The sequence below is a fragment of the Armatimonadota bacterium genome (assembly GCA_018268395.1).
Classification (GTDB): Bacteria; Armatimonadota; Fimbriimonadia; order Fimbriimonadales; family Fimbriimonadaceae; genus JAEURO01.
In genome coordinates this window covers 758,536-772,263 of the sequence record JAFDWQ010000001.1, presented here as the reverse complement: position 1 = coordinate 772,263, position 13,728 = coordinate 758,536, and the positions used below count along the sequence as shown (strand labels likewise).

General features: G+C 62.9%; 14 protein-coding genes. 13 read left to right on the top strand and 1 reads right to left on the bottom strand.

Annotated elements, in window-relative coordinates; translation table 11 throughout:
• Positions 1-45: 45 nt before the first annotated feature.
• From JST30_03490 to JST30_03455, 8 genes are all read left to right on the top strand, one after another.
• Positions 46-4,107: a hypothetical protein gene (locus tag JST30_03490; protein MBS1713378.1), complete on the top strand. Its 4,062-nt coding sequence runs from the start codon at positions 46-48 to the stop codon at positions 4,105-4,107.
• A gap of 113 nt (positions 4,108-4,220) precedes the next feature.
• The gene (locus tag JST30_03485) at positions 4,221-5,393 is read left to right on the top strand and encodes a saccharopine dehydrogenase NADP-binding domain-containing protein (protein ID MBS1713377.1); all 1,173 of its coding nucleotides are present in this window, start codon (positions 4,221-4,223) and stop codon (positions 5,391-5,393) included.
• Positions 5,394-5,530: 137 nt separating this feature from the next.
• Positions 5,531-6,103 carry a PEP-CTERM sorting domain-containing protein gene (locus tag JST30_03480; protein ID MBS1713376.1) on the top strand — a complete coding sequence of 191 codons (573 nt, stop codon included), beginning with the start codon at positions 5,531-5,533 and terminating at the stop codon, positions 6,101-6,103.
• 140 nt (positions 6,104-6,243) lie between these two features.
• A complete protein-coding gene (gene rpmH / locus JST30_03475) occupies positions 6,244-6,378 on the top strand; it encodes a 50S ribosomal protein L34 (GenBank protein MBS1713375.1) in 135 nt (44 codons plus the stop codon).
• On the top strand, positions 6,375-6,704 hold the full coding sequence (locus JST30_03470) for a ribonuclease P protein component (GenBank protein ID MBS1713374.1): 330 nt from the start codon (positions 6,375-6,377) through the stop codon (positions 6,702-6,704). Before rpmH ends, JST30_03470 begins: the two co-directional genes overlap by 4 nt.
• Positions 6,680-6,889: a membrane protein insertion efficiency factor YidD gene (gene yidD / locus JST30_03465; protein MBS1713373.1), complete on the top strand. Its 210-nt coding sequence runs from the start codon at positions 6,680-6,682 to the stop codon at positions 6,887-6,889. The genes JST30_03470 and yidD overlap by 25 nt, the downstream gene beginning before the upstream one ends.
• A gap of 2 nt (positions 6,890-6,891) precedes the next feature.
• Positions 6,892-8,346 (top strand): membrane protein insertase YidC, encoded by a 1,455-nt coding sequence (locus tag JST30_03460; protein MBS1713372.1) that lies wholly within the window; start codon positions 6,892-6,894, stop codon positions 8,344-8,346.
• Positions 8,347-8,363: 17 nt separating this feature from the next.
• The gene (locus JST30_03455) at positions 8,364-9,236 is read left to right on the top strand and encodes a KH domain-containing protein (protein ID MBS1713371.1); all 873 of its coding nucleotides are present in this window, start codon (positions 8,364-8,366) and stop codon (positions 9,234-9,236) included.
• 75 nt (positions 9,237-9,311) lie between these two features.
• On the opposite strand, the gene rplK is transcribed toward JST30_03455, so the two are convergent.
• Complete coding sequence (rplK, locus tag JST30_03450; GenBank protein MBS1713370.1) at positions 9,312-9,737, bottom strand: 50S ribosomal protein L11; 426 nt, start codon at positions 9,735-9,737, stop codon at positions 9,312-9,314.
• A gap of 286 nt (positions 9,738-10,023) precedes the next feature.
• Here rplK and JST30_03445 point away from each other — a divergent pair, with 286 nt between their 5' ends.
• Genes JST30_03445 through JST30_03425 form a run of 5 tightly spaced genes read left to right on the top strand, consistent with a single transcriptional unit; the run spans position 10,024 to position 13,559 of the window.
• A complete protein-coding gene (locus JST30_03445) occupies positions 10,024-10,482 on the top strand; it encodes a hypothetical protein (GenBank protein ID MBS1713369.1) in 459 nt (152 codons plus the stop codon).
• A 42-nt stretch (positions 10,483-10,524) separates the two neighbouring features.
• Positions 10,525-12,033 carry a 2-oxo acid dehydrogenase subunit E2 gene (locus tag JST30_03440; protein MBS1713368.1) on the top strand — a complete coding sequence of 503 codons (1,509 nt, stop codon included), beginning with the start codon at positions 10,525-10,527 and terminating at the stop codon, positions 12,031-12,033.
• Positions 12,030-12,752, top strand: a complete 723-nt coding sequence (locus JST30_03435) for a gamma-glutamyl-gamma-aminobutyrate hydrolase family protein (GenBank protein MBS1713367.1) — start codon at positions 12,030-12,032, stop codon at positions 12,750-12,752. Before JST30_03440 ends, JST30_03435 begins: the two co-directional genes overlap by 4 nt.
• The gene (locus tag JST30_03430) at positions 12,641-13,180 is read left to right on the top strand and encodes a biotin/lipoyl-binding protein (GenBank protein MBS1713366.1); all 540 of its coding nucleotides are present in this window, start codon (positions 12,641-12,643) and stop codon (positions 13,178-13,180) included. The genes JST30_03435 and JST30_03430 overlap by 112 nt, the downstream gene beginning before the upstream one ends.
• Complete coding sequence (locus JST30_03425; GenBank protein ID MBS1713365.1) at positions 13,170-13,559, top strand: hypothetical protein; 390 nt, start codon at positions 13,170-13,172, stop codon at positions 13,557-13,559. Before JST30_03430 ends, JST30_03425 begins: the two co-directional genes overlap by 11 nt.
• Positions 13,560-13,728 lie beyond the last annotated feature (169 nt).

Sequence of the window (13,728 nt, the reverse complement as noted above, 5' to 3'; positions counted from 1 at the left end):
AACATAGGTTCGTCCGGCCGTCCCTGCCGTTCCAGGAACCTCGACATGCTCACGACCCTGATCGCCGCCGCCGCTTTCGCACCCGGCGCCCTCCCGCTCGGCCCGTTCTCTGGTTTAAGGGGAAGACCCGCCGTGCCAGAGGACCGGCGGTCTTGGAAGCAGATCGACGAATACCTGGAGCAGGTCAAGGAGTACGAGGAATGCCTCGAAAGGCTCGGGCTCGATTCAGAAGAAGAAGAGGAGTGGATCGAGGAACAGTTCGAGTTCTATGGAGTCTGGTCGCACCGCCTTCAAATGAAGGCCCTGCCGGACGGCCGGATCGATCCGCGCCGGTACAAGGCCGCGGCCCGTCACCGGGCCTTGATGCCGAAGATCGAAGGGCCGGCTTATGCCGGAACGACTTGGACTTTCATCGGCCCGCGGAACTTGGACGGAAGCCAGTCGGTCGCAAGCGGGCCTGTCACCGGCCGCGTCAACGGTGTCGAGTGGGATCCGTCCAATCCCAACACGGTCTGGGTCGGCTCGGCGTCCGGCGGCCTGTGTAAGTCCACCGACGGCGGCGCGAACTTCGCGAACGGACTGAGCGACGGTTGGGACTTCACTTACACGAGCGACATCGAGGTCGACCCGACGAACAGCAGCCGCGTCTATGTCGCGACGGGCGATTTTCAAGGCAAATGGGGCTATGGCATGGGCCTCATGCGTTCGGTGAACGGAGGCTCGTCGTGGACTCAGGAGTTGGAGGCCGAATTGGCCGGCTGCGAAATCGGCGACGTCATGGTCGACCCTGACGATCCTTCGGTCGTCCTCGTGGCGGCAGGTCGAGGGACGGGGGACAGCGACGGCTTAGGGATCTGGCGCTCGACCGACTACGGGAACACTTGGACTCGGGTCCAGTCCACGACGGGCGAGGGCTACCACCGGTTCGCCGCTTCGATCAAAGTCAGCGGCGTCCGCTGGATCTACGCCGCTCACGCGAGCAGCGGCGTCATCCGACGGAGTAACGATCACGGTGCGACCTGGTCGGATGCGAGCCCTCCGGCGATCGGACTGACCAACGTCGCCGCCTCCACGACGCATCGGGACCGCGTCTACGCCTACGTTTCGTCAGGACACATTTATCGGAGCGCCGACAAGGGGGACACATGGTCCGAAATCTCGGGCAACCTGGGCAGCCTGAGCGGTACCGACAACGACTTCCGCCAGACCGATTACAACTCCGTTCTCGGATGCTTGAACTCTCAGCCGGACGGGAGCGGGAACGACATCCTCGTCCTTGGAATGGTCGACCTGTTCGCGCTTCAGAACGCGGGCTCGGGTTCCACTTGGTCTTTGATCAACGATAGTGGGAGCGGCCGGCTCGTCCATGCCGACCAACACGGCTTCGACCGTCACCCCGCATTGCAGAACTATGCGCTCGTCGGATGTGACGGCGGGGTCTGGCTCATGGCCTATTTGAACGGCGTCGGCTGGATCTTCGACAACAAAAACTCGACCCTCCGCTTGACGGAGCACATCGGCGTCTCTCCCCATCCCGACGCGTCGACCTACCCGAACTACCTTCTGACAGGCATGTGGCATATCGGCTCGGCCACTTCGCCGAACAACGTCAACGATTGGAACGGCGTGAACAGCCGCGACGGCATGTACTGTGCGATCGATCAGTCGAACCCGAACATCCAGTTCACGACGGCCCAGAACCTTCGCGAAGGCGATCCGCCGAACATCGGCTTCCGGGCGACCGCCAACGGCTGGGCGGGCAGCGCGTCCCTATGGACGTCGCCGGCGTCCATGGGCGAGTCCCTTCCGTTCATCACGCCGATCGATTCGGTGCCGGGCGTCGCAGGGGCCGTGTATTTTGCGGGCGAACGACTGTACAGGCTCCTTTACAACGGCATCGTGACGAACTGGTGGAAAGCGGTCGGAGGCACCTTCTTCAACGTCGAGGAGAAGGAGACCGCGACCGCTGTCGACGCCTTCGCATCCCCGAACATGGGTTGCTACGTCGGAACGAACAAAGGCCGACTCTTCGGGAGCACGGCACCGGATTCGGGATTGGCGGTGCTCAAGGACTTCTCCGCGCCGATCACGTGCGTCTCGACGCACCCGACGGTGGACGAGGACGCATTGGTCTGTATCGGGAACGGCGTCGTTCCCGGTACCGAGTCCGGTCTCTGGGAGTGCACGAACGTGTTCGCTTCGAACCCGGTCTGGGTCGACCGTTCGGGGACAGGATCGGCGTCGCTGCCCGACACCGGGGTCAACTGGATCGTCCGAGACCCGTACGGCCCGACTTCGGTCTGGTACGCCGCCACCGATTTGGGGGTGTTCTACACGGAAGACCGTGGGGCGCACTGGTACAACGCGACCGAGAGCCTCGGACTGCCGAACACGGCCGTCAATCAACTCGTAGTGAGCGACGGCTACCTCTATGCCGGGACGTGGGGTCGCGGGATCTGGCGGATGCAACTGTTCTCGACCAAGCCCGTCGTAGCCAGTTTTACGATCGCCTCGACGGAAGTGACGGGTGGGAACACGTTCACCGGAACTTTGACCTTGGACCGTGAAGCGCCTCCGGGAGGGTTGTCCGTCACCGTCACGTCGAACACGTCGGCGGTCCCGACGCAGGCTTTCACCGTTGCGGCGGGCCGGACGACGACATCGCTGCCGATCGACACGTTACAGACGACGGCCGACATCAATGCGACCGTTACCGCCACCGTCAACGGGACGTCGGATTCGGACACGATCCTGGTCCGCGAAGTGAAGGTGGCGACCATGGACCTTCAGAACGTCACCGCAGGCGGCAACTACCTCGGAACCGTCCATCTGGACCGAGCCGCCCCTCAAGGCGGTGCGACGGTCAACTTTGCCGACAACGATCCGACGACGACGGTCACGCCGCAGGTCACCGTGCCTGAAGGGTCCACGACCGCGGTGTTCTTGGTCCAGACGACGTGCGTCCCTACGAACAGGACCGTCAGCATCCAGGCCTCCCGGCCGGGGAACGGCATCCAGCAGAGCTACACGGTCTACGGCATCACGGTGACGGACGTGGTCGTTTCGCCTGGCAGCGTGTGGAACACCAACTACTTCGCGGTCTGGGTCACTCTGAACCGCCCGGCGTCGAACGGCGGGTTCCCCCTCGCGTTCGAATCCGGCAACCCGAACGTGGTCGTCCTACCTGCGACCGCGTCGGTGACGGAAGGCTACGTTTACACCGTTGTCGTCGGCGAGACCAAGCCTGTGGCTACGGACACGACGGTCGGGATCCGGGTCTGGGACCCGTATCAGGGTTACTACGAGCGGTCGGTCGAGGTCAAGCATCTTGGGATCGCCTCCTTGACGTTCAATCCCAATCCTGTCATCGGTGGGAGCGGGTCGACGGGCACGGTCACCCTTGACCGCAAGGTCGGCGCCGAGCCTGTGACGATCAAGCTCGCGTCCGGTAATCCTGCCCTTGTGACCTTGTCGGCCTCTGAGGTCACGATCGACAACAACGGTGACAAAGGCGTCTTCGGGGCTTCGACGACTCCGGTCTCGAACAAGACGTCGGTGGACGTGTCGGCCCTCCTGGGTAAGGACGTCCACTCCGGTCAAACGGTGACGACGCCATTGGACCTGTTGCCCTCGCTGTACATCGTCGCGCCGACGACGGCTACGGTGAACCTGGGCAAGGTCAGCAGCGGCTCGGTCGCGAACCTTGCGGTGGAGGACGGACAAGCGCTCAAGGTATGCAAGTTCGTGGTCCCGAACCAGAACGCCTCCCCGGTGACGGTGACGCTCGACGCGACCGCGCCGTTGACGAGTTGTTCGGCCTTGAAGCTCCGGGCCCGCACGAAGATGACGAACTCGGGCGTCTACACGCAGACTCTGGAACTGTGGAACTGGAACACGTCGAACTGGGACACGACCGACGTCCGGACGGACGCCATGACGACCAACTACACGACGAGGGACCTCGTGGCGACCGGCAGCCTCTCCAGACTGCTGAGGCCATCCGACGGCGCCCTGAGAAGCCGGTACCGGGTCAAACAGACGGGACCGAGCTCGACTTTGCTCTGGTGCCATGAAAACGACCTGACCGTCTGGCACTTGACCCCCTAAACGACCTCAAGCCGGTCCGGCCATCGACCGATCTTGATAGGTAACCTACAGATCCTTCAGCCCCCTCTCTCAGCCGGGAGAGGGGGTTTTTGACGGGGGACAAAGGCGTCACTATGCAGAACTCTTTCGGGATCCTTGGGGCCGGCATGCAAGGCACGGCCGCGGCGTACGATCTGGCAAAATTCGCGGGGCCGGCCCGCATCTTCGTGGGAGACGTCGACGTCAAGCAGGCCCACAAGTGCGCCGACAGGGTCAACAGCCTCGTCGGAGACCTCATTTGCGAGCCTGTCGAGGTCAACGCCCTGGATCCGGCCAGTCTGACCGCGTTCCTCGAAAGGGTGGACATGGTCTTGTCCTGCGTCCCGTACTGGATGCACCCTCACATCGCCGACGTCGCGATCCAGACGATGACCGACATGGTCGACCTGGGCGGCAATACGGACGTCACCTTGCAGACCTTGGACAAGAACGACAAGGCCTTGGCCGCAGACATCACCTTGATCCCGGACACCGGCCTGGCTCCCGGTCTCGTCAACAACCTGGGGTGCTACATCGTCGAGTCGCTCGACGTCTGCGACACCGTCAAGCTGTACTGCGGCGTCCTTCCTCAGAACCCGAAGCCGCCGTTCAATTACAAACTCACGTTCAACTGTGAAGGGCTGGTCACCGAGTACGACTACGAGGCCGTCGCTCTCCGCAACGGTCAGATCATCAAGGTCCCGACCCTGACCGAGGTCGAGGAGATCTGGATCGACCAGCTCGGCAAGATGGAGGCGTTCGTCACGAGCGGCGGCACGAGCACGGCGCCGTACACGTTCCAGGGAAAGGTCCCGAACTACGAGTACAAGACGATCCGGTGGCCGGGGCACGCCCACTTGATGAAGATCTTCAAGGACTTCGGCTTCTGGAACGAGTCGGAGATCCGGGTCAAGGACAAGACCGTCGTGCCGAAAGACGTGTTCAACGCCGTTTTCGAGCCCGAGTTGGCCAAGTTCGAAGACCTGGACCAGTGCGCCGTACGCGGTCTGGGCTGGGGCCTACGGGACGACAAGCCGACGCGGATCCAGATCGACATCTTCGACCGTCAGTGCGAGACGACGGGCTTCACGTCGATGGAGCGCCTGACCGGCTTCAGCATGTCGATCATCGCCCAAGAGGTCGTCAACGGAAGGGTGCCCAAAGGCGCCGTCAGGTACGAGAACGCGATGAGCGGAAAGGCCTTCGTCAGGGAACTCCGGAAACGGGACTTCGACATCAAGGTCCTGGAAACCATAGAGTTTTCCTAGGACCGGCCTTCTCGACGATACAGCCCTAGAATTCTGGTGTAGAATTGATATGTCGCGCGTCTAGGCGACACTTGCCTCACCGGGTTTGGTGCGGCGAAATCGAGAGGAGCCAAATGAAGAGGGTTGTACTTTTCTGTGTGTGCGCGTTCGCGGCGATGTCCGCCAACGCCAGTTTTACCGTCGCGACGTATGCCGACCCTTCGATCGACCACGCCGACGAGATGTTCATCTGGGACGAAGTCGCCAGTACTCTTTCGGGATCCTGGAACAAGGACGGAATGGTCGTCAAGACGCCCGGACTGATCGGAGGCGGCGAAGTCGTCAACGCGAAGATGCAGTTCGACGTCGTCGACCTGACGCCCATCATCGCCGGCGAGCTGTACATCATGGGCGCGGGCCGGGTCCGGTTCTATACCGACGACCTGAACAACCCGTTCATGACGATCACCTATTCCGGGGGCGTGTTCGAGACTCACAGCGCCCTTGGCGGCAGCACGCTGATCGGGAACGACGTCAAGTTCGCGGGGCAGAACGTTCCGAACGGACTGACGGACGAGCAGTTTTCCTTTTCGTTGACCAACGAGACCGACAAGGGTGACAAGACCTCTTACACCTCGTCGTTCACGTCGTCGGCCGCGCCGGAACCCGGTGCGATGATCGCCATGGGCGCCGGAATTGCCGCCCTGATCGCCAAGCGCCGCAAGCGCTAAGGCTTGGAACGGGACTCAGGAGCCGGCGTCCCCTCGACGGGGGGCGCCGTTCCGTTTCCCGAGGACCGTTCCTGGCCCCAGACTCCTCCACCCCGGATGGTATCATCCCGGGTCAGACCTCTAAGCAGGGGGCAACGCAGATGAAACGGACCTTTCAGCCCAACAACCGGAAGCGCAGCAAGACCCACGGTTTCCGTATCCGCATGCGGACGACCGACGGTCAAAACGTGCTGAAGCGCCGCCGGTCGCGGGGTCGGAAACGTCTCGCGGCCTGAACGGCCCCTCTCGCCAGAGGTTCGACGAGCTTTTCAGCCAAGGCCAGAGGGCCGTCGGACGGCTGTTCCGTGTCTGTTCGCTCCCCGGTGAGGGCCTCGTCGGCTTTGCGACGGCTCGGGCCATCGGATGTCACGCGAGGAGGAACCGGGCCAAGCGAAGGGCTCGGGCAGCCTTCAACGCGTTGCCGCCCCTGAGCGTAAGAGCCGACATGGCGGTACTGGTGCGCGAAGAAGCGGCGAAGGCCGAGTGGAACGAATTAGTGGAAGAACTGGGACGCCTCTGCGAGGAGACACAACGGCGATGGGCCGCCGATTCGGGATCATGATGATCAGGGCCTATCAGCGCTCGACGCGCTGGATGCCGGGCACGTGCCGGTTCAGTCCGACGTGCTCGCAATACACCTTGGAAGCGATCCAGAAGTACGGGCTCGTCAAAGGCTGCCTCATGGGCGCTTGGCGCATCGCCCGCTGTAACCCGTGGAACCCCGGAGGCCACGACCCGGTCCCTTAGCCATGAGCCAGCCACAAAACCCGCGCAGCCAGTTGATGACGATGCTGCTGCTCTTCGTCACGCTCTACATGGGCTGGCAGGTGTTCTCGCCCAAGAAGAGCACCGATTCCCGGACTTCCGAGCAGATTCTGGCCGAGATCAGAACGGCCAACGACGAACGGCGCGACGTCGACGCGACCACGCTTTATTCGGCCTATACGCAGAAGTTGGGCGAAGAACGCGGCTCCAAAAAGTTGAGCCAAGAGGAGTTCGACAAGCTCGAACAGGCCGCCAACGTCCTCGTCGCCCAGACGAAGTTCCGGGCTGCGATGGCCTTTGCCTCGGATCCGGGAAAGAACGCCCTCGTCCACAAGAAGCTCAACGACGGCCACATGATGCTCTACATGCGGTTCGAGCGGCTCCACGACACCGCCCTCTGGAACAAGGAGCAGGTCGATGTCACCACGGATGGAGCTGACGGCAAGCCGGTCAAGACCAAGGTCACGACCGACGAACTTTACAACAAGTTCGTCAGCGAACTGAGCCACCGCAACAAGTCTGAACTGGTCTGGGGGCTTTTCCCCGGCTACTATCTCATCGATTTCCTCGTCAAGCTGACGGGCGCCAACGCCGGATTCAGCTATTGGTTCGCCGCCCTCCTCCTCGCCGCCGTCGTCCGCATCGCGATCCTGCCTTGGACCCGAAAGCAGTTCCGCTTCGGCAAGCAGATGATGCAGATCCAGCCGATGGTCAACGAGCTGAAGGAGAAGTACAAGGACAAGAAGGGTCACGTCCCACAGGACAAGCAGGCTCAGCTTTCTGCCGAGACCATGGCCCTCTACAAGGAGTACGGCCTGAACCCGTTCGCAGGCTGCGGCTCGGCCCTTGTCCAGCTCCCGTTCTTCTATGCCGTCTTCCAGTGCATGCAGCTCTACAAGTTCGAGTTCGTGAAAGGCTCGTTCCTGTGGATCCATCCCGGCGCGACCGAGGCGCTCGGACTCAAACTGGCCCCGAACCTCGGTCAGAACGACCACCTCTTGATCATCGTCTACGGCATCTCGATGATCGTGAGCCAACTCTTGACGCCCGTCAGTGACCCGACCCAGGTCCGGACGCAGAGGATCATGGGCATCGTGATGTCCGTGATGGTGACGTTCTTCATGTTCGGATACGGCCTGCCGTCGGCCTTCACCCTTTACTGGGTCTTCGCCAACGTCCTGGCCACGGCCCAGGCGCTCTACGTCTACAAGGTCGTCGCCATGCCGCCTCTGCAGAAGGTGCAGACGGTCAAGGGCGGAGTCCCCGCGAAGACCGGGTTCATGGACAAGTTCATGACGCTGATGGAAGAGCAGAGCCGTGCCGCCGCTAAGGGCGGAGCGGGCGGCCCCAAGCCGGAAAGCAACGGCAAGTCCGACATCCACGCCGATCCCAACTACTTCGGCAAGACCGGGTCTCCTCGGAAGAGGAAGAAGCCGTGACAAGTTTGCCTACGGGCATGAGTGAGCAGGAAATGGAACCGATCGAAATCTCGGCATCGACGATAGACGAAGCCTTGGCACAAGCCGCGGCCCAACTGGGTACCGACACGTCGTCCCTCAAGTACACCGTGGTCGACGAAAGCAAAGGACTCTTCGGCAAAGGGCAAGTCCGCGTCCGCGTCGAGGCCTCTGGCTCAGCGAAGCCGAAAGAAAAGAAGGCCCGTGCCCCTAAGGTCGAGGCCGTCGCCGCGGCCGTCGTGGAAGTGCCCGCCGAGGAGGCGGTCGAAGAGGCCCCGGCGGCGAAGCCTGCTCGACCGAAGCGCGGCAAGACCGAAAAGCCCGAAGCCGCGACAAAGGCAGAACGGTCCGAGGTTCGGCCCAAGAGGAGCGAGAACAACGGCGCCGACGGTGCCGAGGTCGTCGCGACCCAAAAGGACGCCGACCGCATCGGCGAGATGTTCGAGGCCGTCCTCGACGCTTCAGGACTCGACGTCACCGCGACGGTTTCCGACGTCAGCGGCAAGTACGTCAACATCAAGCTCGGCGGCAAGGACGTCAGCCACTTGGTCGGGAGGCGCGGCGAGGTCCTCAACGCGCTCCAGTACCTGATGAACGTGGCCGTTTCGCGACAGCTCGACAACGGCGTCCGCGTCGCCGTCGACGGGAACGATTACCGCCGCAAGCGGGCCGACGAACTCGAAAAGTTCGCGATGGGCGTCGCAGAAGAGGTCAAGAAGCGCGGGGAGGAAGCCGTTCTCGACGCTTTGCCCGCTTTCGAGCGCCGGCTCATCCACCAGGCCCTGGCCGAATTCGAAGGCGTGGTGACCTATAGCGAGGGCGAAGAGCCCGACCGCCGGGTCGTCATCGCCCCGGCTGAAGCCGTGTCTTGACGGTCTTTCGGCAAAAGAACAGCGGGCTGTGGTCGTTCGACCACAGCCCGCTTCGTCTTGACTGACGGACCGAAATCAGAATTCGGATTCGATGCCCATCGACCGGGCCGAGCCCGCGACGATCTTGAGGGCCTGTTCCTCGTCGTCCGTGTTCAGGTCGGCGATCTTCGCTTTGACGACCGTGAGGGCTTGTTCCCGGGTCAACTTGCCCGCCGACTCTTTCGATGGGTTGCTCGATCCCTTGTCAATGCCCATGGCGCGCTTGATCAGGTCCGTCATAAGCGGCTGCTTGACCTTGTACGCGTATGACCGGTCCTCGAAGACCGTGATCTCGACCGGAAGGGTGAAGCCCATTTGCGGAGCGGTCTGCTCGTTGAACTTCTTCAGGAACTCCATCATGTTGATGCCGGCTTGGCCGAGCGCAGGCCCGACGGGCGGCGCGGGAGTGCCTTTGCCTGCGGCAATGTTGAGTTTGATGACGCTGGAAATCTTCTTCGCCATGGCGTGTCCTCTACCTGTGTGATGGCCTCTGACGGGGAGGGGGAAGCGTCACCCGGAGTCCGAGTCCGGATTATACTCGTCCCCGTCGAAACGGGGGCCAGACCGGTTCAAGGACCGGGCCGCGGGCGGGTGATGTCCTGTGGAAGAGCAGCAGTTATTGTTTTGGGCACGGTTCAGCCACGAATGGGCCTTGTGGGTGTTACTGGGGACGGTCGGACTGGTCTTGGCCGCCGTCTTGACCGCTAGGGCTTCTCGGGTCGCCGGCGGAAGGCAGAGACGAAGAATCTTGTTGGCAGTTCAGGCCGCGTCGGTGTCGGCCGTCGCCGGCTCTCTCTTGACGCAAGTCCATTGGCCCTGCGCCCGACTCACGAACATCAGTCTCGATTGTGCGTCGAGCGTCGAAGACCTTTTGAGGGCACAGGAACTTTACGCTCAAGAACATGACGGCCGGTATTCGGCTTCGCAAGACTGGCAAACGCGCTTGGAGAACGGGGCGTACCCTGCGCGTTGCCGCGGTGCGACGGGCGCTCTCAGCTATGCCTTCAACGAAGGACTGAAAGAGCGGGCTGTCAGCGAAATCGACGACCCGGCCGAAACGGTCCTTATCTTCGATGCGGACGGAGCCGACGCCGTCGCGGGCAAGGAAGCCCTTGCGAACGGTCGGCACTTGGGCCGTCCGACGATCGGACTCACCGATGGCCGGGTGCGAGGGCGCGGCGTGGCGCTCGACAAGATCCATTGGTGACCGGGAGGCCGGATCGGACCCTGTGCCAAACTGAATCCATACATGGCCGAAGTCTCACTGCGCATTCCCCAGATCGGAGAAGGCCTTCAGGAAGCCCGTTTGGTCGCCGTCCTCAAGCAGCCGGGCGACACCGTCAAACGCGACGAGCCGATCTATCAGATGGAGACGGACAAGGCGGTCATGGACGTCGAATCGCCTCACGCGGGCCGGATCGTCCGCTGGCTCGCAGACCCTGACACCGTCCTTGCCATCGGAGCCGAAGTGCTCGTCATGGACGTTGCAGAGGCTTCTGAAGCTGCGCCGGCGCCGGAGCCGGCGTCGTCCCCTGTGGCCGCCACGGCTTCGGCGACGTCCAACCAGACGACCTTGAAGATCCCCCAGATCGGTGAAGGGCTCCAAGAGGCGAGGCTCGTCGCCGTCTTGAAGCAGCCGGGCGAGACGATCGCCCGCGATGAAGCGATCTATCAGATGGAGACCGACAAGGCGGTCATGGACGTCGAATCGCCGTTCGCGGGGACGCTGGTGGCGTGGCTGGCGGAGCCGGACACCGTCCTGCCGATCGGTGCGGACGTGGCCCTGATCGAGACGGCCGCTCCTGTCATGGCCCAGTCCGCTCCGACGACCTCCGTGACCGAGGGACGCGCAGCCGTGACCGCGGCTCCCACGGCGTCCGCGCCCCGGACCGGCCGACGGACGGACGTCCCGCCCCGGACGCGCGCCTACGCGAAGAGCAAAGGTCTGACCGACGCCGACATCGAACAGATCGCCGCTTCAGGATCGAAACTGATGCCGGATGACGTCGACGCGCACCTCAACGGAGGCGCTTCAGCAGCGTCGGCAGGGCCTGCGGGCACGGTGCGCAAAGAGGGTTACTCCGAGCAACCGATGGGTCAAAAGCAGCGCGTGCTGATGTCCAGGTTGACACGCGGGAACCAGCTCGTCGTGCCCGGTACGATGACGGTCGCCGTGTCTTGGGGGCCGATCGAGCAACTCCGTCGCGAGTTCAAAGACGCCGGAGGCGACTTCCAACCGAGCGCGTTCACGATGTTCGCCTATGCTGCGGCCCTTGCGACCAAGGACCATCCCATGTTCCGTTCGACGATCGTCGGGGACGGGACTGTCCGGACGTACGATCACATCCACCTGGGCATCGCGGTGGCGTTGCCCGGGGACGAACTCGTCATCGCCCGGATCGACGATGCGGACGGCATGGACTGGCGCACGTTCGCGGAAGCTTGCCGGGCTCAGATCGATCTGGCCCGGGGCGGGAAGGACCAAGCCAACGAAAGCGTCACCTTGAGCTTGACGAACATGCAGGCGTTCGGGATCCGGGACGCGGTCGCCGTCGTCGTACCTCCCGGAGTCGCGACGGTGTTCCTTGGCGAACCTTACAACGGCCTCGACCCGCACGCGACCGATGTCCGGCTTGCCCGATACGCCAATTTGGGGATCACCTTCGACCATCGGCTGATCAACGGCGTCGGTGCGGCCCACTACCAGAACGCGGTCAAGGCCAACGTCGAGAACATCCGGGATTTGGTCCGGCCATGAACCCGCCGGTCATCGGGATCGTCGCGACCATAGGTCCTGATCCATCGTCGGACGAGCGTGAGGTGTACTTCGTAGGGAAACCCTACGTGGACGCCGTACTGGCTGCCGGCGGTTTGCCCGTCATCTTGGCCCACGGCATCGACGGTGCCGCCTGCGCTACTCTGATCGACGGTTGGCTCATCATCGGCGGAAACGACCTGGATCCGGCCCTCTACGGTCAAGTCCGGCATCCCGAGACGAAAGTGGAGCCCGACACCCGGTTCGCTCAAGAGAAAGCCTTGTACGGGTCTGTGCCCGTGGGCATGCCCGTCCTGGGGATCTGCTACGGCTGCCAACTGATCAGCGTTTTGCGGGGCGGCGACCTGATCCAGCACTTGCCCGACGTGACGGGCCACCGGGGCCATTCCGGAGGAACGGTCCAAAATTATAAGATCGAGGAAGGGAGCCGCCTGGCCTCGCTGGTCGGTTCGACGACGGTCGAAGGCAAAAGCTACCATCATCAGGCCGTCAACCATCCTGGTGATGGATTGAACGTCGTCGCGCGGGGCGAAGACGGGACGGTCGAAGCGGTGGAGGACGGGTGCGGGGCTTGGATCGTCGGTGTCCAATGGCACCCGGAGCGGAGCCTGGACGTCGCGGCCTCGCGTTCGCTGTTCCAAGGGTTCGTCGACGAGGCCAGGCGGTACAAGGAGTCGAAGACGTCGTGCGGTACCTGGTGAACGGCCTCGAGACCGACCTTGAGGCTCAAGGGGCGGTCACGGTCATTCAGGACGGCGACAGGTCGGTCGTGTCGACCCCCTCGGGCCGAGCGAGCGCCCTGGCCGTCCGGCGAGGGGACAAGGTCCTCGTGTCCTATCTGGGCCGGACGTACGAGATCGAGAGGCCGAGCGCGACGGCAAAGGCCCACTCCGGGTCGACGTCGGGCGATAGTCGGGCACCAATGCCGGGACAGGTCGTCGAGGTTTTTGTGGAACAAGGTCAACAGGTGCAGGCTGGGGAGAAACTGCTGATCCTCGAGGCCATGAAGATGCAGCACGCGGTCACCGCGCCCTTCGCGGGCACGGTCGCCGCGTTACCGGTCCAAAAGGGCGATCAAGTCGGCGAGGGGCAGCTCTTAGCCCACGTCGAGGCCCGAGATGAGTCATAGTTGCACTCCGACCGAGTTCCAAAGACAGTTCGAACACCATTTAGCCGCGTTCAGCCTGGCCGACTCGTGGCAACGGGGCGACGCGCTTCGGAAAATCTTGGCCTCGCTGTCGCGGATGGGCTATTTCAGCATCACCCGGAGCGAGGTGACCACGAAGAACCACCCGATGCTCGAAGTCCGCGGCCAGTTCTCCTTGGCGAAACGGCTACCTGATCTCGTCCAGGTCGATCTCTCCAACATCTGGGCCGATTCGACCTCCGACGCGTGCCGCTCGGTCCACGCGTTCGCGAAGACGGCGGAAGGGTTCGACATGCTGCTTCTGGCCGTTTTCGGGGCCACGGTCGTCACCTGCTGCCTCCATGTCGTGGGGACCCACTAGACTCCATTAAAGAATTTTTATGAAATTTCCTAGATAGTCGCATATAAGAGGCTATCCCTGTGATATCATTGTCTCGCAAGCACACGTTGGCACGAACGACGAAGCACCAGCTCCGTTCGCGAGGGCAAGCCAGCCAGGCTTGGCGACAGCAAGAGCGGTCCCCGCGGCG